The organism is Reichenbachiella carrageenanivorans, assembly GCF_025639805.1.
In the GTDB taxonomy this organism is placed as follows: domain Bacteria; phylum Bacteroidota; class Bacteroidia; order Cytophagales; family Cyclobacteriaceae; genus Reichenbachiella; species Reichenbachiella carrageenanivorans.
The window spans coordinates 708884-729628 of sequence record NZ_CP106735.1 but is presented as its reverse complement, the minus strand read 5'-3'; the positions used below and the strand labels follow the sequence as shown (position 1 = coordinate 729628).

The window sequence follows — 20745 nt, the reverse complement described above, 5'->3', positions numbered from 1 at the left end:
AAAAGTTTTGTCGGGCATATAATACGAGTCAATTTCAGTTTACTTATCGCTTAATACTTTTTGATCTTATAACTTTGCTGCTTAAATAAGCCATTATGATCATTCTCGACAATGCCGTACTCTCCGATGATATCAAAGAAAGACATTTCGTTTGCGACCTCAATAAATGCCATGGCGCTTGCTGCGTAGAGGGCGATTTAGGAGCTCCATTAGAAGAGAATGAACTGCCCTTGCTCGAAGAAGTACTCGAAGCCGTGAAGCCGTATATGTCTCAAGAAGGGCTAGCAGCACTTGAAAGAGAAGGCAGCTATATCTTGGATGAAGAAGGGGACTACTCTACTACTACTATAGCAGGGAAAGAATGCACTTTTGCCATCTATGATGAGAAAAACATCTTAAAATGTGCCATCGAGCAGGCTTACCTAGATGGAAAGACCAAATGGAAAAAACCAATATCATGTCATCTCTACCCCATACGGATCACAAAATATGATCACTACGATGCTCTCAATTATGATCAATGGGATATTTGTGACCCAGCTTGTAAGCTTGGAGATGAACTCAAAGTGCCTATATACAAGTTTTTGAAGGATCCACTGACCAGAAAATATGGAGAAAAATGGTACAGTCAGTTGGTCAAAGAAATCGAAGAATAGTTGTATGATCTGTTTTTTTGCCTAAAGCGTTATTTGCAATAGAGGTCTTATTTATTTATTTTGGCGGCTCAGTTGGGAGAGATTAATTATAATGAACGAACCAAATGTGCAAGCCCATCTGAAAAGCACAAGATCTTGGTTCAACCTGCTTTTTTCACCTGTATAATGATGGGCTGAGGAGTAGTTGATCCAATTGGAATCAATCACTCTTTCAGCTTGTTTTTCATTCTCTTTTGCAAGTAATTTTCCAAAATGGATAGACTATTGATTCGTCAATATTGACCCACTCTCCTATCCATCTGTAACCATTTTCATTAAAATCATAAAAAGTAAGTTTTGAAAACCCATCGATTCCTTGTGGCGATTGTTGTGGTTTGTAGAGTGTGATTTTGCCCGATTCATGATTGCCTGTCCAGTAGGATAGTGGGGCTGTGGCTGGCGCAGAGGAGCTATAGTAGTGTACATACCAGCGTGAACTATCTGCATCATATTGGCGAATACTACCTGAGTGTTTGCCATCGGTTTTTAGTGTTTGATCTTGTACAGCCATGCCATTCATGAGGTATGCAAATGTCCATGTCATATCTACTGGGGCAGCCCATGAGCCATCAGACGTGCGGTTTTCTGATTTGCAGTGGCACATGCCTATCATTGGGGCAAAATCCTTGATCTGCTCAGGGGCATTAGGGTTGGGTTGACCAAAAGGATAGGTAGAGCTGGGTTCATATTCATATTGAGCTAAGCAAATGGAATGGGTCAGTACAAGTAGTGTGGTTATCAAAGGCGTTTTCATGATTTTAAATTTTTTATAATGGATATCTAATGAAACATTGAAAACCCTTAGCTCTTTGCTAAATATTGAGTTAATCATTATTCGTCTCTGAGTACGTCTACAGGGTTGGCCATAGCGGCTTTTACAGAATGATAAGCAGAGATAGATAAGGTAAGACCGAGTATAGCTAGTCCAGATATCATAAATACAGAGGCTGAAATTTCGGTGCGATATTCAAAGTCTTGAAGCCATTGTTGCATCATATAGATGGTAAGGGGGATACTCAGTATGATAGATGCTAAAATGAGTTGGGCATGTTGTTTAGAGAGGAGTAAAGCAAGTTGCCACGTGCTGGCACCAACGATTTTTCTGATGCCTATTTCTTTGGTTCGTTGTTCGATGGCATAAATAATGATGCCTATTAATCCTAGGCAAGCAATTAGAATAGCCAAGCTAGAAAATAGAGACAATACCTTGAGAAAATTTTGTTGCTCTTGAAAGCTTGCTGCAAAGGCCTCGTCTACAAATTGGTATTCAAAAGGGCGATCAGGCACGAATGTTTTCCATTTGATTATAAGCTGATCGAGAAGAGCGGAGGTTTCCTTGCTTTCGTTAGGGTGGAGAGATAGAGCTGCAAAATTTCTACCACTGTCGAACATGCCAGAGTTGAGGTGAAACAATGCAAAACTGTCCATGCTCGACCATAAATCCCAAAAGTGAAAATTTTCGACGACACCTATAATTTTGAATTGATTGTGGTCATTACCGAAAGCGATTTTTTTACCGAGTACATTTTCATCTAAGTCCCAACCGATGATTCGGATGGCCTCTTCGTTTACAATTACGGAGTGAACGTCGTCTGGAAATTCTTTTGAAAAATTACGACCATATTTTAGCCTCAGCCCAAGAGTGGGCAAATAGTTTTCGTCTGCCGTCGTATAGTTGAGAGGAGTAGATTTTATGGGTGCATTTACAGGTTCGAATTGATCCCCAGCCCACAGGTTGGGAGGAATAGAAGTACAAATCGAAGTAGCTTTTACACCTAGTATTTGTGAAAATTCATGGGTCAAACTTTCGCGCTGAGCTGGTTCTAACCATTCCAAATGGCTTACGGAGAGTAAGTTTTTCTTGTCGAAACCCACGTCTTTGCTTTGGGTATAGGCCAGTTGCTTGAATGCAATGAGTGTGGAGGAAATCAGGATAATAGAAACTGTGAATTGGATAATGATTAAACCATTGCGCAAAGAGGCACTTTCCTTGCCTGTCTTTACTTTGCCTTTCATAGCGTCTAGTGGTTTGAAAGCACTTAAAAATAGAGCAGGATAGCCGCCAGCGATTAATGTCATACCAAGCACTAATGCGATTAATAATCCAAATATTTTACTGTCTAGGAGGCCGACATAGGTTAGTGGAGCACCAGTTAGCTGACTAAATAGAGGTAAAATATACCATAGAGCTACTATGCCTATCAGTGAAGAGATAGTGCAGTAGATCAGTGATTCGATCATATACCCTAAGCTAAGCTGCCATCTTGTGGATCCCAGTATTTTTTTGATGCCTGTAGACTTGGCTCTTTTCAAGTGTTGGGTAGTAGTTAGATTAGTGAAGTTGATACAAGACAATAGAATGATGAAAGCTGCCGAAAGCCCATAAGCATAGACAATGCTGGCGCTAATCGGCTGATTGATACGGTTGATCACATTTGTATTCATGTGAATATCGGATAGTGGTTGGATATATAAGTTCCATTGTTTGCCTTCATTCAGGTAGTCTTCGTACGACATATTCATGACTTGCTGTAAGGTCTGCTCGGCATATTGGCGGGGGACATCTTTGAGTTTTTCTTTGACCTGATCGATGTCGGAGTTAGGAAACAATTCGACGAAAGTCACAAACCCTGTCCATACCCAAGACCAGTTAGCGGCCTTTACCCTAGGAATGCTATTCATGGGCATTAGCATGTCAAAAGTAAGGTGCGAGTTGTCGGGTATGTCGGCCATTATGCCAGCTACTTGATAAGTGTGGTTTTTTCCCGCATATTCGACTGTTAGTATTTTATTGATAGGATCTTGTTGGCCAAAGTACTTCTGGCTCGCCGTTTCGGTTAGGACAATGTGTTTAGGGTTGGTCAGCAAGTCCTTGATGTTTCCTTTTAGCAATTCAAAGGAAAACATATCTAGGAAGTTGGAATCGGCAGCTAGTACATTGGGCTCCATGAAAGAAACTTGCTGGCCGAGTTCATTTTTATAAGTTACTAGATATTCATTGAGTTTGAGTAGGCGGGTGGCTCGCTTCACTTCGGGTAGTGCTTCACTCATCGCAAACATAACCCCTGGGCCTGTAGAGCCAAACTGCTCGTCGACCTGATCACTCCAGATAAAGGTCTGATTGACCCGGTAGATGTTTTTTCCATTGTCATGAAACTGGTCAAAACTAGTATGGTAGTCTACATATAGATAGATGAGTAGAGAGGTACAGATGCCGGCAGATAGGCCAAGAATGTTGATGAGCGAAAAAAGTTTATTTCGCTTTAGGTTTCTGAAAAACTGAGCAAAGTAGTGTTTGAGCATAATCTTAAATATAGTCAAACAGACTTTGACTAATTCTATGCCATGATTTCAACCTGCTTATAATCAGCGTTTTACAATATTTTTCTTGCAATTTTCCCGTTCGTATTCGGACAAAATGTAAGAATATTGTCTTAGATGGACGGTTTTTTAATTTTCTATTCTTTTGTTGAGTTTAATTTTTTGTCGGCCTTTTCTAATTCTGATGTTGAGCATTTCTACTATTAGTGAGAAGAATACCGCAAAATAGATATATCCTTTGGGTACATGGTGCCCCATAGCCTCTACGGTTAGCATAAATCCGATCAGAATCAAAAAGGAAAGTGCCAAGACTTCTAAAGATGGATTTTTGGCAATGAAAGCACTGATTTTTCCTGCAAAGGTCATCATGATAAACATGGCAATGACTACAGCTATAATCATGATCGTGAGCTGACTGGTCAGACCCACAGCGGTGAGGATCGAGTCGAAGGAGAAGATGATGTCGAGCATGATGATTTGGGCAATCACCCCGCCGATGGTAGCAGTAACTTTGCCCGCCGCTTCTTTGTGTTCCATGACCTCCATTTTGTGGTTGATTTCTACGGTGCTCTTTGCGATGAGGAACAGTCCTCCTCCTGCTAGAATTAAATCGCGACCACTAAAAGCGTGTCCTAAAATAGTAAATAGTGGCTCTGAAAAACTGATGATCCAAGTAATCCCAAATAGTAACCCGATTCGGAAAACCAACGCACATAGTAACCCTATGTTTCTAGCTTTGGCTTGCTGCTCTTGAGGAAGCTTATTGGAGACGATCGAGATAAAAATGATATTGTCCACGCCTAACACAATTTCTAAAAAGGTAAGGGTGAGTAAGGCAATCAGAGATTCGGCGGTCAGTAGTGTATCCATAATGTGGTGTAACGTCTATTGTTCAATATTAAACATCTGTGTCTAAATATCCAGAATGTGGAAGGAGATTTTAATAATTGAAAAAACTTTCAGATATTCGTAACTACAAATAATGTAACTACGTTAGTATCGTCAGTATGAAATTCGAAGAAGAAATCAAACAGTCGTCATTTAAAAACGCTAGAGAAAAAGCCGTTATCAATATATTATATACAGGCAACTGGCTTCGGGATCATAGTGAAAAGGTATTGAAGCCTAATGGTATCAATGAGCAACATTTCAATATTCTAAGGATACTGAGAGGTAGACACCCGCTCACCATATGCCCAGGGGAGATCAAAGAAGTGTTGATCAATAAGCGTGGGGATTTGACACGGCTCTTAGACAAGCTAGTGGCCAATGGAATGGTGGAACGTGACATTAATCCCGATAACCGTAGAATGATAAACTTAAAAATCACCGATAAAGGATTGGGTTTGTTAGCCAAGCTAGACAGCGTAATGGAAGAACAAAGCCAAACGTATAATGCGCTGACTGAAGAAGAATCTAACCTGCTAAGTGATCTTTTGGACAAGCTCCGAGGGTAATCATCAAAATAAAACTTACCAAAATGAAAAAAGTAATCGCCTTTGCAGGCAGTAATAGTTCTACGTCCATCAATGTACAATTGGTAAAATACGCTTCCTCACTTGTGGAAGCTGCGGAGGTGGAGTTTGTAGACCTTAGAGGGTATGATGCTCCTATATATAGTGCAGACATTGAAAAAGTGGGTATTCCACAGCCCATTCAGGATTTAGTGGCCAAATTGAAAGAAGCAGATGCCTATATCATAGGTACTCCCGAGCACAATGGTAGCCTGACAGCTTTTTTGAAAAATACGATAGACTGGGCCTCGCGAGTAGAAGCTAAGTTTTTGGGAGGGAAGCCTGTATTGCTACTCAGTACATCTGCAGGAAAGCGTGGAGCCGCTGGCAGCTTAGAAGACCTGAATGTCAAAATGAAATATTTTGCAGGAGAAGTGGCTGCCACGTATAGTTTGGGTTTGTTCAATGAAACCTTCGACCGCAAACAAGGTCAAATCACAGATGAAAAAAGACAAAAAGAACTGGCAGCAGCTGTTGCTCAGTTTGAAAAGTCATTATTATAATTATCAACTAAATTTTATTTTAAAAGTATAATGAAAAAGTTAGCACAACTATTGAATGGCCAAAATGCTCAAGACCAAGGAAAACTGTTACTAAGAGTCATACTCGCATTTGGTATGCTCTTTCATGGCTATGGCAAACTCATGGGAGGCGCAGGGCACATCGCAGGTATGCTTCAAGAGGCAGGCATTCCTGGTTTTATTGGTTATGGTGTGATTATCGGAGAGTTTGTGGCTCCGCTTATGATATTAGTTGGCTTCAAGTCTAGACTTGGAGGGCTGGCTATGTCTTTCACTATGGTAGTGGCTATACTGATGGCCCACGCAGGTGAGATATTTAGTGTGAACGATCATGGCTCGTGGGCGATAGAGTTGCCTGCCATCTATTTGGTGGGTGGGCTTGCCATAGCATTGCTGGGCGCTGGCAAGTACAGCGTGTCTAAAGGGCAATGGGATTGATCGTATATGATCAACAAAAGAGATAGTCTAATATTTAGAGGCAAGTCCTCAATCCATAGCCTCAAATACGCAGATGTTTGAGGCTATTTTTTTAGGCATTATTACTCTAAATCAGCTGATAGGCTGGATGTGAGTTAGGTGTTTTGATTTAAAATGAAGTCATATCGACTCTTCGTTTTGCGGGATTTTCCTAAGAAGTAGGTAAATCACTTATAAAATCAGGTCTTTTAATATTGAAAAAAAGCCATTTGGGTGATGTATGGGCACTCTTGCATTTTTATTGAAAATAATCGCTCATTTAGTTTCCTGTTTGCGTAAAAAAACATTTACGAATATCCTGTATTTTATTTGTCGTTTGAGTGAATCATCTTTGAAACATAGAATTTAAGTATTCGCAACAGAAAGTTGAATTGAATCAAAAAATTAAAGCTATGAAAGGATATTTCATCAGATCATCAAGAGTAACGCCATCGGTGTACTTCAATCCAAAGAAGGAACTACTAGATCTTAGAGGGAAGTCGAGTCCTGAAAATCCTTTGAGCTTTTATGGTTCGCTTTTGTTGAACATGGATCGATATGTAAAAAGCTCAGCAGGTAATATTACTGTGAATTTAGCGTTTGAATATTTTAACACCAGTTCTTCAAAGTGCATTTTTAACTTGCTAAGAAAACTAGATACTATTAATCAGCTAGGAAAAAGAGTTATTGTGAACTGGTATTACGAAGACGGAGATGAGGATATGTTGGAAGCAGGAGAGGATTTTAGTTCGTTTTTCGGATACAGATTCAATTTTGTTTCAGTGCCAGTGATCAATACTTTAGGAGAAGAAACAGAAAAAGAGCCACAGTTAAGCGCGGCGTAAAAAAATTAATTAAGACTTAAACGATACAGTTATGAAACCAAAATTTAAATCAGCAGAAAAAGCAGTGAAGCAAGTAGTAGTAGGTACCCTTTTGACCTTCGGGTTTGTGATGGCCTGCACGATGCTGAGCGTAATGATATAGTTGCTAAGGAGCCAGCAGTAGAAAGATAAGGATATACAACGAAAGCATTTTTGCCGCAATTGTATGTGAGAATGGGTTCGGTATTTACCAGCTATGGGAATTAAAGGTATGTAGCGAAGGCTCTAAAGTAATTTATTAAGGTGGTTAAGGTTACGCGGGAGCGTAACCTTTTTTTATGCCATAGATTTATTTCTCCCTGATTAGCTTTGTGGGAAATCTTCGCTTTTGATGAGTTCTACGATTTGCTTCATATGACGCTGCGTATGCCCACTCATAAATAGGATCACCTGATACGCATCTGCTTTGCCAAAAGGAAGATCAAAATACCTGTCTCTCAAATCTTCTTTAGTCTTTTTTACAAATTGAATATTGGATTTTCTCTTTGCGTTGAATGCATCTAGCGACCCTTGAAAAGACCCGAAACTGTTGCTTGGTTCAAATTCTGGACGTGTTTTTACCTTTTGATCTCTGCTTGTGATTATTGCTAGCAATTGCTCATCAGACATGGATACTTCATCTCTCTTCGATGGGTCAGGGTCAGTTTTTAGTGTCATCTCTACAATGCCAAAAATATTCTTTTCAGAAATAGCAATGTGCTCCATCGTTTCGGCAATCGACCATACCTCATCACTCGGTTTGTAGTTTAGTTGGGCATCTGACAGGTCTTTTACAGCAATTAGTAGCTCGCTTTGAGATTGCTTTAGGTAGTTGATAGCTGTGCTTTTTTCTTCTTTTGTCAAGGCCTGTTGGGCAAAAGCCGAGAGCCCACATAGGATCAGTGCCTGAGTCAATAAAAGGTTCTTAATATTCTTCATGATTATTTTATTTGTTTAGTAGGAAGACGATTGATTTTGTCTCATATGGACATTGTCAACGAAATATTTTTAATGAAGTTAATGAGAACATTGAAATAGATAGACTTTTTCGTTTTACTTCTATTGTATTTCTTCAGTGTTATTATCGTCAATATCAAAACCATCAAGCAACCCCAAGCGTATTTTTTGCATCCTGATCTTAGATCAACTCAAAAAACTCAAAGTAAAAACCACTTATGCTAAACTCATTTGCCGCAAGGGCTAGTACCCTGTTGTTACTGCTTTTGTCTTCTTATGCCTCTCGATCCCAAGGAATCAAAGGCACCATTCGATCCGCTAATGGAGAATCGCTACCCTATGCTACGATATATGTGAGAAATCTGGAGACTGGCACGACCTCCAACGATCAGGGGTATTTCGAATATCCTTTGCCTACAGGCAAATATGATTTAGTTTTTCAATATTTGGGGTACCAGTCAGTGGTCCAGTATGTGGAAGTGACAAAAGGCTTCGCGGAAGTGAACATCCGACTAGAGCCACAAACGATCGTACTCAAAGATGTGGAAGTGAGAGCAGGTAAAGAAGATCCTGCCTACACCATTATGCGAAAAGCAATTGCCAAGGCCAAATTTCATCAGCAACAACTAGATGGCTATGAGGCCGAGGTGTACATCAAAGGTTCGGGGCGACTCATCGACTCTCCCTTCTTTTTGAGAAAAGAAATGGCCAAGGAAGGGTTGGATTCTACTACGGCCTTTGTGACAGAATCTATTTCAAAGGTGAAATATACTAGGCCCAATACTTATGAAGAAAAAGTGCTTTCTATTCGTAGCGACGGTCAGGACAACAATACCAGTCCACTAGAATACCTTAGAGGAAGTTTTTATGACCCGATGGTAGGTCAGGCGGTTTCTCCTTTGTCCCCAAAAGCATTTGGTTATTATCGGTTTGAATATCTAGGGACTTTCAAAGACCGAGACTATGAGGTTAGCAAAATTCGAGTGATACCTCGATCCAAGGGCGACGACCTTTTTGTAGGTGAGCTGTCCATTGTGGAGGATTATTGGAGTATTCATAGTTTACATTTGGCGACTAGTTATATGGGGATCAATTTTATCATTCATCAAATCTATAACCCGATTGAAAATAAAGTTTGGCTGCCGATCAGTCACCAATTTGATGTGAATGGAACGTTTTTCGGTTTCGAATTCGAGTATAATTACCTCGCTACGGTCAAAAATTATCAAATAAAAATGAACAAAGACTTGGAGGTAGACCTGGTAATTATCGATGAAAAGGTGGATAAGGAATTGGCAACTAAGCTAGAAGCGCAAAACAAAAATATGGAGCCAGAGACGACTCAAAAACTACAATCAGGAAAAGAGCTGACTCGAAAGGAGTTGAGAAAAGTCCTGCGCGATTATGAAAAGCTGGAGATGAAAAGGGATACTATTTCTGACGTGCAGTACATCACTAATGTGACCATAGACTCTTCTGCGTACAAAATGGATTCTACATTCTGGCAGGCTGTTCGACCTGTCCCATTGTCTAAGTATGAAATCAAAGGCTATCAAAAAATGGATAGTATAGCATTGGTAAATCAAAAGGAAGCAGAAGGAGATACTGTGAAAACTAAGCAAGGAAAAGAAGGTTTTAGGGCTTACGACTTGCTGTTGGGCAATACTTATAAGCTTGGGGATAAGTCTCATTTAGAATTAAAACCGTCATTGCTCAGTCTCAATTTCAATACGGTAGAAGGTTATAATTTCATCTATGAGCTGGCTTATACCAAGACGTTTGAAAACAAAACTTGGCTAGAAGTGACGCCGCTGATACGGTACGGTTTTTCTATTCATCAGTTGCAGAGCAAACTCAAAACGACCTATAAGTTTGGAGACCAAAGCTTGGCCTTAGAAGGGGGTAGGTATATGTATCAGATCAATTCAAAAGTACCTATTTATCCCATTATCAATTCGCTTACCACACTCATGCTAGAGAGCAACTACATGAAAATCTACCAGAAGGAATTTGTGGCGTTGAATTATAAACATCAAATATCGGATAAGTATAGGGTTGGGATCTCTGCTGAATATGCCAACCGCATCCCTTTAGAAAACCAGACCAATCATACCTGGTTCAACCAAAGTGACAAAATGTACACTCCTAATGCACCCATAAATGTGGAATTAGGTCAAACAAATTTTGTTGTTCATCAGGCCTTTCTTACTGGAGTAAAATTCTCGATGAAACCTTGGCAGAAATACTACATAAAAAACAATGAACAGCAAGCCATTAACCATACTTCGCCAGAGATCACTGTAGCCTACGACAATGCAATACCACTAGCTGATGCCGAAATTTCCTTTCATAGATGGTCTATAGAAGTAGAGCAGAGCTTGGATGTAGGTATTAGAGGGCGATTGAATTATCGGGCTGGAGGAGGTGGATTGCTGGCTAAAGACAGCATTAGTTTTTTGGATTACAATCACTTTATGGGTAATCGTACGCCTGTACAAGATATTGATGTAGTGAAGAGCTTTCGACTACTGCCCTATTATAATTTTAGTACGAGCAGGTCTTACTTTAACCTGCTCACCCACTATCAGTTTAGAAAATTATTCCTTTCCAGGTTCAAATTTGCTAGAAAAAGAGGGGTAAAGGAGAGTGTCTTTGTTAATTATCTAGGTACAGAATCTTCGCTCAATTATGCAGAAGCTGGCTATAGTATCGACAATATCTTTCGCTTATTTAGAATTGAAGGAGTGGCGGCTTTTCAAGATGGAGTATACTTAGATTGGGGTATACGATTTGGAGTAGCGGCTTACCTAGAGGAGATGTTTGATTTTGAATAAAGGTCAATCAATAGCGATATTTTTTTGAAAAGCCGTTTCAAAAGAAATGGTAGTGTCTGTGCCTTCTACTCCCGCTAGTGGGTGAATACGACCATATAATACATCTCGAAGGTGGCTGTTGTCCTTGGCAAATATCTTGATAATGAGCGCATACTTGCCAGTAATATTGGAGCACTCTACGATCTCAGGGATTTCCTTGAGTGCTGCAATGAGGCTGTTCACATACTTAGCATTGGTCACTTCTATCCTTGTCATGGCTTCGGTGGTGTAGCCCAGCACCTTAGGATCAAATACAAAAGTGGCATTTTTGATCACTCCTGATTGTCGAAGTTTGTTTACTCGCTGGTGTACCATCGTGTTGGATATATTTAGCTCTTTGGCTAGTGTCGAGTATGGTACGCGAGCATTTTCGCTGAGACGGCGAAGGATTTTTTTATCGATAGGGTCAAATTGACTAATCATGTATGAATGGATAGAGTGATAATGTTAAAATGAATATTATTTTCAATGAAAAATTAAATATGACTTTAATATAATTAAAAAACGATATTATGATTTATAATATGATTATATGATATAAATATGACTTCATTTTGTGTGTAAAATATTAAAGCTATGCAATACGAAGAAATCATCGACATTTTTTGGGAAGAGTATCTGAAGACAACTCCTTCTGCTGGTAAAATTCATGAACTACTGGAGGCGAAAGGTGAAAAGATTAGCAATGATCATATTGCATTCCGTACGTTCAATCACCCAAGTATTAATGTAGAGCAATTGGCGAAGCCGTTTTTGGCTTGTGGCTATGTGGAGAAAGACGATTATGTTTTTGAAGAAAAAAAATTGAGAGCTAAGCATTATGAGCATCCCGATGTGGATGCGCCGAAAATTTTTATTAGTGAGTTGCTCCTCGAAGAGTTTTCCGAAAAATTGCAAAGCCTGATTTTGAAGAAAATCAATGAAATCCCATTAGGTTTGATGGCAACTAATGCTACGATCTTTTCTGGGAGACCTTGGGGTACGATCTCGCATGAGACATATCTAAAGCTCAGAGAGGAGTCGGAATATGCTGCTTGGATGTATGTGTATGGCTTTTGTGCCAATCATTTCACGATTAATGTTAATCAGTTGACATCTATGGCATCTTTGGAAGAGATGAACAGCTTTCTGAAAGCCAATGGGTTTGCGATGAATGTGTCGGGAGGGGAGGTCAAAGGGTCTCCAGAGGCCTTGCTAGAACAGTCGAGTATATTGGCCGATAAAAAAGCGATAGATTTTGCAGAGGGATCGTTTGAAATACCTTCGTGTTATTATGAGTTTGCCAGAAGGTACGAAGGAGCTAATGGCCAGTTATTCAATGGATTTATAGCTAAATCTGCAGATAAAATTTTTGAGAGCACGAATGCTGGGTGATGTGTTTGTTTAGTTTCAAAGCACAAAAAAGACTGTCTCCAAAGGGCAGTCTTTTTTGTGCTTTGAAACTAGATTAACCTCTTGTGCCTCCAAATTGGAACGACAGCCCCAATCCGATGATATTTTTAAACTGCCATTTATCAGTTTCAGTAGATAGGATATTGTCGCCATTTGCATCTACGTCATAAAATTTGATATCATAATCATATATGATTTGATTGTAAATGTTAGCAGATAACCAGCTGTTTACTTTTAGTGTCAATATGTTTTCCCAGTTCACATCTACTTTGCCATTGCTTTCAATGTAATCAGTGAATAGGAGTAGGTTGGAAGTGAAATGTCCATTGGTGAAAATTTCTTTGTTGAAGGTCGCTTTTAAACTAGCTCCAAATTCGGCTCTTGATTTTTTGCCGGGATCTACACCAAAAGCACCAGCAGCAGATAGTGCATCGTCATTCACGAAAGTGAATTTACCTGTCACAGGGCTTAGAGTTACGTTGAAGTACTCATTTGGTCTCCAGTCGATACCCATTGAAGCCATCAAGTAGCCAGGGGCTAAAAATTTTGATATCGGACTGTTGTGTTCTACGTCGTCTTCATTGTATCCATTAGCGAATTGTGTTCTGAAGTCGATGGTTGCATTGTAGTACCACTTATCGTTAGTTGAAGTTATTTTTCTACCGTAGCTAGAGGTGAGTACCAATCTATCGTCGGCTTTTTGGCTAGAACTTCTGGCTTCCTTGATCCACCCAATACCCATGTCGATGGTATTTTGCCAAAGTACACTTTCTTTCTGATAATCAAAGATGTAGTTGAAATATACAGCACCTGCGACGGTATTGCTACCTCCAGCAGACCAGTTGGTTAATGAGGATTGTGTGAAATTGAGACCAAACGACCCTCCTTTGTTCCAGTAAGTGGTGTCTGATTGTGCGTAAATGGTAGCGGGTATACTGAGTAAAATGGCTAATAGATACTTCTTCATGAGATTTACTTTGTTGATTGTAATGTTTCCTTGAGTCGCAAAAGTAGGATAAAAACTCAAATCCTATATTAATTGAATGTTATTCATAGGCATTTACCTTGGCATCTTGCTCTTTGAGAACTCTTCGTAGGATCTTGCCTACGTTGGATTTGGGCAATTCTTTGGTGAATTCTACATGCTTGGGGCATTTATACCCAGTAAGAATTTTATGTGCATGGGCTTTTATTTCTTCCACTGTGAGTGATTCGTCTTTTTTGACAATAAATATTTTTACTGCTTCTGTAGACTTTGCGTCAGGTACGCCTATGGCTCCTACTTCCAGTACTTTTTCGTGTTTTGCTATGGCATCTTCTATTTCATTTGGGTAGACATTGAATCCTGAAACTAAGATCATTTCTTTTTTTCTGTCTACGATTCTGATAAACCCATCGCTGTCGATGGTCGCAATATCACCTGTTTTAAACCATTCTCCATCCATCACTTGTGCAGTGTCTTCTGGTCGATTCCAGTAGCCTTTCATGACCTGCGGGCCTTTTGCGCACAATTCTCCTGGTTCGCCTTGAGCTACTTCGTTGCCATCGTCATCAAGCATTTTTATCTCTGTACTAGGTATTGGTAGTCCTATTGTACCTACTCTGTCCGTCCCGTCTAGTGGATTGGTTGTGAGTACTGGTGCTGTTTCTGTTAGGCCATAACCTTCGGCTAATGGTGACCCTGTGATTTTGAGCCATTTCTCTGCAACGATTTGTTGCACCGCCATACCTCCACCGAAAGCGACTTTGAGTTTGGAAAAATCGATTGCTGCAAATTTTTCTTGATTTAGCAGCCCATTGAATAGTGTATTTACACCTGTAATAATGGAAAATGGATGTTTCGACAATTCCTTTACAAAGCCTGGCATGTCTCGTGGATTGGTAATTAGGACATTTTTTGCGCCAAGTTTAAACATGACCAAGCAATTGCAGGTGAGTGCAAACACGTGATACAGTGGGAGAGCAGTGATCACGGTTTCTTTCCCTTCTTCGAGCATGATGCTCATCCAAGCACAGACTTGCTCTAGATTGGCGATTAGGTTTCGATGTGTGAGCATGGCGCCCTTGGAAACACCCGTGGTGCCACCTGTGTATTGTAAGAAAGCAATCTCATCACCAGAAAGAGTTATCTTTTGGAAAGAAGTACTTTCTCCTAATTTAAGTGCTTGATTGAATGAAATGGCTGAAGGTAAAGAAAAGGAAGGAACCATGCCTTTGATTCGCTTTACTACAAAATTGGTAATGTGCTTCTTTAAGCCTCCAAGCAAATCGCCTATTTCGGTAGTGATTATGATTTCGATAGACGTTTGAGGAAGTATCTGCTCTAGGTTGCAGGCAAAGTTTTCTAGAATGACAATTGCTTTGGCTCCAGAGTCAATAAACTGGTGCTTCATTTCTTCTGGGGTATAGAGAGGGTTGGTGTTGACTACCACTAGTCCACATTTCAGTGCTGCAAACATCGCTACGGGGTATTGCAAGAGATTAGGCATCTGGATTGCAATACGATCGCCTTTTTTCAGGCTTGTGTGGTTTTGTAAGTAGCTGGCGAATAGGTCTACAGCACTATTGAGCTCTTGGTAGGAGAGACATTTGCCCATGTTTTCCATTGCGGGCAAGTGGCTATATTTTTCAAACCCGACTTGGAAAAGTTCTGCAAGAGAACTGTATTCATCTGGGTTGATGGTATGAGGAATTCCTTTTGGGTAGTGTTTAAACCAAGTATGATTAGCCATGTTGTTTTTGTTAATGCTTAAAGGTCGTATTTCACAATATGCGGATGTGAAACATAAAAGTCCTTTAAAGATGCTTAATGAGAGTGGAATTATCAAAAATGTGAAAGACACATTTTGAGTAGGAAAGGGTGTAAATGAAAAAAGTCTGGTAAACCAGACTCTTTCATTAAACAACATTAACCCAAAAATGATAGCTGTAGGAGAAGGATTCGAACCTTCACGGAGTAGTTAGCTCCAATATTAATTGGAATTTGTCCCAGTTCCCCACCCCCGAGAGAGGAGGGCATGGCTGCCTGTTTCATCACCCTACAGTATTAAACAAAAGAACGTCTTTTCGTTTGTTTTGATAATTCAAAGGTAGTAAAACCATCTGAATGTTGAAAATTTTACACTAAAACAGATCAATAAATACATTGTTTTTACTAATTGATAAAAAATATTGATGAATTCGCAAAACAAGCTTTAAATTGAGCGTTTATATTGCGAAATATGTATTGATGTGTGCTGTGATGCTTGTAAAAGGCTGTTTGAGGGCTCTGAGGGGTATAAATGAAAAGAGTCTGGTAAACCAGACTCTTTCATTAAACAACATTAACCCAAAAATGATAGCTGTAGGAGAAGGATTCGAACCTCCACGGAGTAGTTAGTCGCAAGGAGCGATTTATCCAAAATCTCCACCCCCGAGATAGGAGGGCATGGCTGCCTGTTTCATCACCCTACAGTATTAAACAAAAGAACGTCTTTTCGTTTGTTTTGATGATGTAAAATTAAGGAAAAGCCTGTTATATTAAAAATATCACATAAAATGAGTAAAATATTTACATATCATTTAATATATTATTAATATTGTTGAATAATTACTAAAATCAGTATTGAATCATGCCGAAAAATTATGAAATTGATGATGTGGATTTGAAGATCCTTTCACATCTAATGCAGGATGCAAAGACACCTTATACTGAAATAGCCAAAAAGGTTTACGTGTCTGGAGGTACGGTACACGTACGAATGAAAAAAATGGAAGAATTGGGGGTAGTAAAAGGTACTACGTTACAATTGGACTATTCTAAATTGGGATTTGATGTGACCTGTTTTTTAGGAATATATCTTCAAAAGAGTTCCCTATATGATGTAGTAGTAGACAAGCTTCGTGATATTCCTGAGGTAGTCAAGATTCACTACACCACAGGTAACTATAATATATTTATTAAAATACATTGCAGAGACACTAATCACCTTCGTGAAGTTTTGCATGATAAAATCCAGAAAGTAGACGGTATTGATAGAACGGAAACCTTTATTTCACTAGATGAAAGTATGAGTCGTCCTATTCAGCTGGGATAAATTCCCTGCGAGTTGTGGTGGTTTGGGTCAAGGCTGTTATTTTTGACTCAAACAGCACAAAAATGAAAAAAGCCCAAATCGGAGTAAATTCCTACGAAATAGACCAAGAGCAGGATCAGTTCCTGCTCAATGGCCAACCCTTCAATTTCGATCTCGCCCAATCTGGTGATGGAGATCTGCATTTTTTGGTCAATCATAAATCCTACCAGACCAAAGTACTATCAGTAAACAAGGAAGAAAAGACCGTGAACGTTAAAGTGAATAATACGCCTTATACGGTAAGTGTAAAGGATAATCTTGATTTGTTATTGGCTAAGCTGGGTATGGAATCTGTGGGACAGTCTGGAGAAAAAGACGTAAAAGCTCCTATGCCTGGTCTTATTTTGGATGTGTTGGTTGCTAAAGGACAAGAAGTGAAGAAGGGAGATCATCTGCTTATTCTTGAAGCCATGAAAATGGAAAACGTCATCAAATGCCCTTCTGACGGGGTGATCAGCGAACTTTTCGCTGTCAAAGGCGAAAGTGTGGAAAAAGGCAAAATTTTACTTTCGTTATAAATACCAAGTCTCAAATTCCCTCCTATCTTTGTGAAATTTTTGTCCAAATCAATAATAACAAATCACCGATGAAGTATAAAAGAATATTGTTGAAGCTGAGTGGCGAAGCCTTGATGGGCGATAAGCAGTACGGTATAGACGCAGTCAGACTTGAACAATATGTGAATGAGATCAAAGAGGTCAAGGACCTAGGAGTAGAAATTGCTATCGTCATCGGAGGGGGCAATATTTTCAGAGGCGTACAGGCAGAAAGTTCAGGCATAGACAGAGTACAGGGCGATTATATGGGCATGCTGGCCACAGTGATCAATGCCATGGCTCTGCAGTCGGCTTTAGAGAAAACAGGCATGTATACACGCCTAATGTCGGGCATCAAAATAGAAGAAGTCTGCGAGCCTTTTATTAAAAGAAGAGCTGTGCGTCATCTCGAAAAAGGAAGAATAGTCATCTTTGGAGCAGGGATAGGTAATCCATATTTTACTACAGACTCTACTGCAAGCTTGCGAGCCATTGAGATGGAAGCAGATGTGGTGCTAAAAGGCACCAGGGTAGATGGTGTATATACTGCAGACCCAGAGAAAGATACTACTGCTACCAAATATCCTCAGATTAGTTTTCAAGAAGTATATGAAAAAGGGCTCAACGTGATGGACATGACTGCTTTCACTCTGTGTCAAGAAAACAATTTGCCAATTATAGTCTTTGATATGAACAAATCTGGAAATCTGAAAGCTATTGTGGCAGGTGAGGAAGTAGGCACACTGATCTCTTAAGTTAGTTTTTTTGAAATCATTATCTTTGAATGAATCAATTGAAATAATAAAATATAGTAATGGAAGAAATTGAAATGTATTTGGAAGAGGCCAGGGAACTAATGGACAAATCTGTGAATCATTGTCAACAAGAACTCTTGAAAATTCGAGCAGGCAAAGCCATGCCTAATATGCTCGATGGTCTAATGGTAGAATACTACGGTACGATGACTCCGATCAATCAGGTGTCTTCTGTGACTACTCCAGATGCACGTACGCTTTCTATCAAGCCATTCGAAAAAAGTATTTTGGGTGAAATCGAAAGAGTCATTATCAATAGTGATTTAGGTTTGAATCCTCAAAACGATGGAGAGCAAATCAGAATCAATATTCCTCCTTTGACTGAGGAACGAAGATTGGGTTTGATGAAACAAGTGAGGGCCGAAGCCGAAAACGGTAAAATAAGTGTCAGAAACGTAAGAAAAGACACAAACGATTCGCTCAAGGCTTTGATAAAAGAAGGGGTGTCGGAAGATGCAGTAAAAGGTGCAGAAGCAGAAGTGCAGAAGCTTACAGACAAGCATGTGGTTTTGATCGACGAACTAGTTGTGGTCAAAGAAAAAGATATAATGACGATTTAACCGATTAGAAAGTTAATACCTCGTGGGCTTGCCCCGAGGTATTAACTTTCTATTGATAGAATTTCTTTCTGTCGATAAATAATTCGACTTCAGTGGGCACTAGATATTTAATCGAGTGCCCATTTTTTATTTTCGTGCGAATAAATGTAGCTGAAATATCCAATAATGGAGCATTCACAAAATGAATACGATCAGTTAAAGCGATTTGAGGTGTTTTGGTGTTGGGGCGAGGATAGACAAGCAAGTTATGATGCGCTAAAATAGTTTCATGATTTTTCCATTTGTGAAACGAAGCCAAATTGTCTCCACCTATAATCAATGAAAACGCTTTGTCTGGATGTTTTTCGCACAGTACCGCTAGTGTATGTGCAGTGTAGCTTGGCTTGGGTAGGTTAAATTCTACATCTGAAGTACGAAACTGGGTGTGGCCTGTTATTGCAGCATCTACCATATCTAGTCGATCAAACTCATGGAGTAGGTTCTTGTTCTTTTTGAATGGGTTTTGTGGACTAATTACAAACCATAGTTCGTCGATATGTCCGCTATCTATCATCGTCTGGGCGATAATCATGTGTCCAATATGTATGGGATTGAACGAACCAAAAAAGAGTCCAACTTTCATAAGCCTAATCTAGCGCTTATTTCAAAAAGTCTCCAATCAACTTCTCAGCATTGGCAAATGACTCTTCTAGCTTGTCGTTGACCAATGTAGTGTCAAATTTATTTTCAAAAGACATTTCGAATTTCGCTTTGTACAATCTTCTTGAAAGACTGGCTTGATCTTCCGTGCCACGATCTTTGAGTCGCTCAGCCAATACATCCATGTCTTTCACTTTTACGAAAATGGATAGGGCATCATCCGCAAAGTATTGCTTTAAACTAATCCCTCCCTTTACGTCTACGTCGAATATCACATGGTGTCCTTTGGACCAGATGCGTTCTACCTCGGACTTGAGTGTGCCGTAGAAATTGCCTTCGTATACTTCTTCCCATTCGACAAATTCGTCGTTATCAATCTTGGTTTTGAATTCTTCGGGGCTCAAAAAATGGTAATCCTTTCCGTTGGTTTCCGATCTTCCTCTTTTGTCTCTTGTAGAGGCAGAAATGGAAAATTCTATATTTGGAAATTTGGAAAGGATATGTTTGACGATGGTTGTTTTTCCTGAGCCAGAAGGAGCGGAAAATATAATGGCTTTGCCTTTTTGCATGAATTAAGCGGATTTTGCGATTTTCGTTTTGATGGCTTCAGCAAGCCCTTCAGGAACTTCTCTGCTTGCCAGTTTCAATTGGATGAGCTTTTTTATTTCTTGGTCAATATTGAAACGTTCGAGGCATTTCAGACACATTTTCTGATGTCTTTTTAAATAGACTTCTTGAGACCGACTGGCCTGGCCGTCTAACACCCGTTGAACCAGCTCCAAGTATTCGGTGCATTTAGCCGTTCCTGTTCGGAATTTTATTTCGTTTACCAGTTTTTTCAAGCTCACAATAGCCGCAAATTTAATTATTAATATCCCATGCTCTGTGCATAGGACTGCAATTTTTCTTTCAATAGGTTTCTTGCTCTATGCAGTCTCGACCTCACTGTACCTATTGGAATGTCTAATATTTTAGCCATTTCTTCATAGGTGAATCCTTCGAGGTCGCACAGGATAATCACTGTCCTAAAGTCGATATCCAGTGCTGCTAATGCATTGGTGATTTCATCGCCGATGAGGTTTTTTACCGTGTCTATTCTCAAGTCTGTAGTGACAGCTTTTTGAGTGCCTTCAGAGTTGTAATAGCCTTCTACTTCCTGATAATCTACTTTTGTTGGTTGTTTGCTTTTTTTACGAAAATCGTTGATGAAACTATTTTTCATGATCCTGAACAGCCACGCTTTCGCATTAGTTCCTTGCTGAAAGGAATTTATAAAACGATAGGATTTCATGAAGGTGTCTTGTACCAGATCTTTGGCGTCGTCTTCATCATAGGTCAGCCGATGCGCAAAATTGTACATTGCACGAATGTGAGGCATAAATTCTTCATTGAAGATTTTATCCTTTGCTTGATTGGTGTAGTCGTTTTTGGTTGGAGATTCTTCCATTGGTTTTGAATGCTGTCCATTTTACGTGTATGAACATACGA

General features: G+C 39.6%; 22 protein-coding genes. 11 read left to right on the top strand and 11 right to left on the bottom strand.

What is annotated here, in order from left to right:
* The first annotated feature begins 95 nt into the window (after positions 1 to 95).
* Positions 96 to 656: a DUF3109 family protein gene (locus tag N7E81_RS02685; protein WP_263051742.1), complete on the top strand. Its 561-nt coding sequence runs from the start codon at positions 96 to 98 to the stop codon at positions 654 to 656.
* 223 nt (positions 657 to 879) lie between these two features.
* Here the strand turns inward: N7E81_RS02685 and N7E81_RS02680 are convergent, their stop codons facing one another.
* The 3 genes from N7E81_RS02680 to N7E81_RS02670 form a co-directional block, all read right to left on the bottom strand.
* The gene (locus N7E81_RS02680) at positions 880 to 1449 is read right to left on the bottom strand and encodes a hypothetical protein (protein WP_263051741.1); all 570 of its coding nucleotides are present in this window, start codon (positions 1447 to 1449) and stop codon (positions 880 to 882) included.
* Between the two features lie 77 nt (positions 1450 to 1526).
* Positions 1527 to 3998: an ABC transporter permease gene (locus N7E81_RS02675; protein WP_263051740.1), complete on the bottom strand. Its 2472-nt coding sequence runs from the start codon at positions 3996 to 3998 to the stop codon at positions 1527 to 1529.
* Positions 3999 to 4145: 147 nt separating this feature from the next.
* Positions 4146 to 4886 carry a TerC family protein gene (locus tag N7E81_RS02670; protein ID WP_263051739.1) on the bottom strand — a complete coding sequence of 247 codons (741 nt, stop codon included), beginning with the start codon at positions 4884 to 4886 and terminating at the stop codon, positions 4146 to 4148.
* A gap of 137 nt (positions 4887 to 5023) precedes the next feature.
* Between N7E81_RS02670 and N7E81_RS02665 the strand changes: the two genes are divergently transcribed.
* From N7E81_RS02665 to N7E81_RS02650, 4 genes are all read left to right on the top strand, one after another.
* Positions 5024 to 5473, top strand: a complete 450-nt coding sequence (locus N7E81_RS02665) for a MarR family winged helix-turn-helix transcriptional regulator (protein WP_263051738.1) — start codon at positions 5024 to 5026, stop codon at positions 5471 to 5473.
* Between the two features lie 23 nt (positions 5474 to 5496).
* The gene (locus N7E81_RS02660; RefSeq protein WP_263051737.1) at positions 5497 to 6033 is read left to right on the top strand and encodes an NADPH-dependent FMN reductase; all 537 of its coding nucleotides are present in this window, start codon (positions 5497 to 5499) and stop codon (positions 6031 to 6033) included.
* Between the two features lie 30 nt (positions 6034 to 6063).
* Positions 6064 to 6489: a DoxX family protein gene (locus N7E81_RS02655; RefSeq protein WP_263051736.1), complete on the top strand. Its 426-nt coding sequence runs from the start codon at positions 6064 to 6066 to the stop codon at positions 6487 to 6489.
* A gap of 431 nt (positions 6490 to 6920) precedes the next feature.
* Positions 6921 to 7352, top strand: a complete 432-nt coding sequence (locus N7E81_RS02650) for a DUF1987 domain-containing protein (protein ID WP_263051735.1) — start codon at positions 6921 to 6923, stop codon at positions 7350 to 7352.
* 342 nt (positions 7353 to 7694) lie between these two features.
* Here the strand turns inward: N7E81_RS02650 and N7E81_RS02645 are convergent, their stop codons facing one another.
* Complete coding sequence (locus N7E81_RS02645; RefSeq protein ID WP_263051734.1) at positions 7695 to 8309, bottom strand: DinB family protein; 615 nt, start codon at positions 8307 to 8309, stop codon at positions 7695 to 7697.
* A gap of 236 nt (positions 8310 to 8545) precedes the next feature.
* Here N7E81_RS02645 and N7E81_RS02640 point away from each other — a divergent pair, with 236 nt between their 5' ends.
* Positions 8546 to 11161 carry a DUF5686 and carboxypeptidase regulatory-like domain-containing protein gene (locus N7E81_RS02640; protein WP_263051733.1) on the top strand — a complete coding sequence of 872 codons (2616 nt, stop codon included), beginning with the start codon at positions 8546 to 8548 and terminating at the stop codon, positions 11159 to 11161.
* 3 nt (positions 11162 to 11164) lie between these two features.
* Here the strand turns inward: N7E81_RS02640 and N7E81_RS02635 are convergent, their stop codons facing one another.
* Positions 11165 to 11623, bottom strand: a complete 459-nt coding sequence (locus N7E81_RS02635; protein WP_263051732.1) for an Lrp/AsnC family transcriptional regulator — start codon at positions 11621 to 11623, stop codon at positions 11165 to 11167.
* A gap of 153 nt (positions 11624 to 11776) precedes the next feature.
* Between N7E81_RS02635 and N7E81_RS02630 the strand changes: the two genes are divergently transcribed.
* Entirely contained in the window at positions 11777 to 12574 is a 798-nt protein-coding gene (locus N7E81_RS02630) for a DUF1338 domain-containing protein (protein ID WP_263051731.1), read from the top strand.
* 73 nt (positions 12575 to 12647) lie between these two features.
* Here N7E81_RS02630 and N7E81_RS02625 read toward each other — a convergent pair whose 3' ends face one another.
* Both N7E81_RS02625 and N7E81_RS02620 read right to left on the bottom strand, forming a co-directional pair.
* The gene (locus N7E81_RS02625) at positions 12648 to 13559 is read right to left on the bottom strand and encodes a DUF3078 domain-containing protein (protein ID WP_263051730.1); all 912 of its coding nucleotides are present in this window, start codon (positions 13557 to 13559) and stop codon (positions 12648 to 12650) included.
* Positions 13560 to 13638: 79 nt separating this feature from the next.
* The gene (locus N7E81_RS02620) at positions 13639 to 15324 is read right to left on the bottom strand and encodes an AMP-binding protein (protein WP_263051729.1); all 1686 of its coding nucleotides are present in this window, start codon (positions 15322 to 15324) and stop codon (positions 13639 to 13641) included.
* A gap of 879 nt (positions 15325 to 16203) precedes the next feature.
* Here N7E81_RS02620 and N7E81_RS02615 point away from each other — a divergent pair.
* From N7E81_RS02615 to frr, 4 genes are all read left to right on the top strand, one after another.
* Positions 16204 to 16668 carry an Lrp/AsnC ligand binding domain-containing protein gene (locus N7E81_RS02615; RefSeq protein WP_263051728.1) on the top strand — a complete coding sequence of 155 codons (465 nt, stop codon included), beginning with the start codon at positions 16204 to 16206 and terminating at the stop codon, positions 16666 to 16668.
* 62 nt (positions 16669 to 16730) lie between these two features.
* Positions 16731 to 17225 carry an acetyl-CoA carboxylase biotin carboxyl carrier protein subunit gene (locus N7E81_RS02610; RefSeq protein WP_263051727.1) on the top strand — a complete coding sequence of 165 codons (495 nt, stop codon included), beginning with the start codon at positions 16731 to 16733 and terminating at the stop codon, positions 17223 to 17225.
* A gap of 68 nt (positions 17226 to 17293) precedes the next feature.
* Positions 17294 to 17998 (top strand): UMP kinase, encoded by a 705-nt coding sequence (gene pyrH / locus N7E81_RS02605; RefSeq protein ID WP_263051726.1) that lies wholly within the window; start codon positions 17294 to 17296, stop codon positions 17996 to 17998.
* 59 nt (positions 17999 to 18057) lie between these two features.
* Positions 18058 to 18618, top strand: coding sequence for a ribosome recycling factor (gene frr / locus N7E81_RS02600; protein WP_263051725.1), 561 nt, complete (start codon positions 18058 to 18060; stop codon positions 18616 to 18618).
* Positions 18619 to 18667: 49 nt separating this feature from the next.
* On the opposite strand, the gene nadD is transcribed toward frr, so the two are convergent.
* From nadD to N7E81_RS02580, 4 genes are read right to left on the bottom strand one after another with little or no spacing between them, the layout of a single operon-like run.
* Entirely contained in the window at positions 18668 to 19240 is a 573-nt protein-coding gene (gene nadD, locus N7E81_RS02595) for a nicotinate (nicotinamide) nucleotide adenylyltransferase (RefSeq protein WP_263051724.1), read from the bottom strand.
* A gap of 16 nt (positions 19241 to 19256) precedes the next feature.
* A complete protein-coding gene (gene gmk, locus N7E81_RS02590) occupies positions 19257 to 19826 on the bottom strand; it encodes a guanylate kinase (RefSeq protein ID WP_263051723.1) in 570 nt (189 codons plus the stop codon).
* Between the two features lie 3 nt (positions 19827 to 19829).
* Positions 19830 to 20105, bottom strand: a complete 276-nt coding sequence (locus N7E81_RS02585) for a hypothetical protein (protein ID WP_263051722.1) — start codon at positions 20103 to 20105, stop codon at positions 19830 to 19832.
* Between the two features lie 20 nt (positions 20106 to 20125).
* The gene (locus N7E81_RS02580) at positions 20126 to 20704 is read right to left on the bottom strand and encodes a sigma-70 family RNA polymerase sigma factor (protein WP_263051721.1); all 579 of its coding nucleotides are present in this window, start codon (positions 20702 to 20704) and stop codon (positions 20126 to 20128) included.
* Between the last annotated feature and the right edge of the window lie 41 nt (positions 20705 to 20745).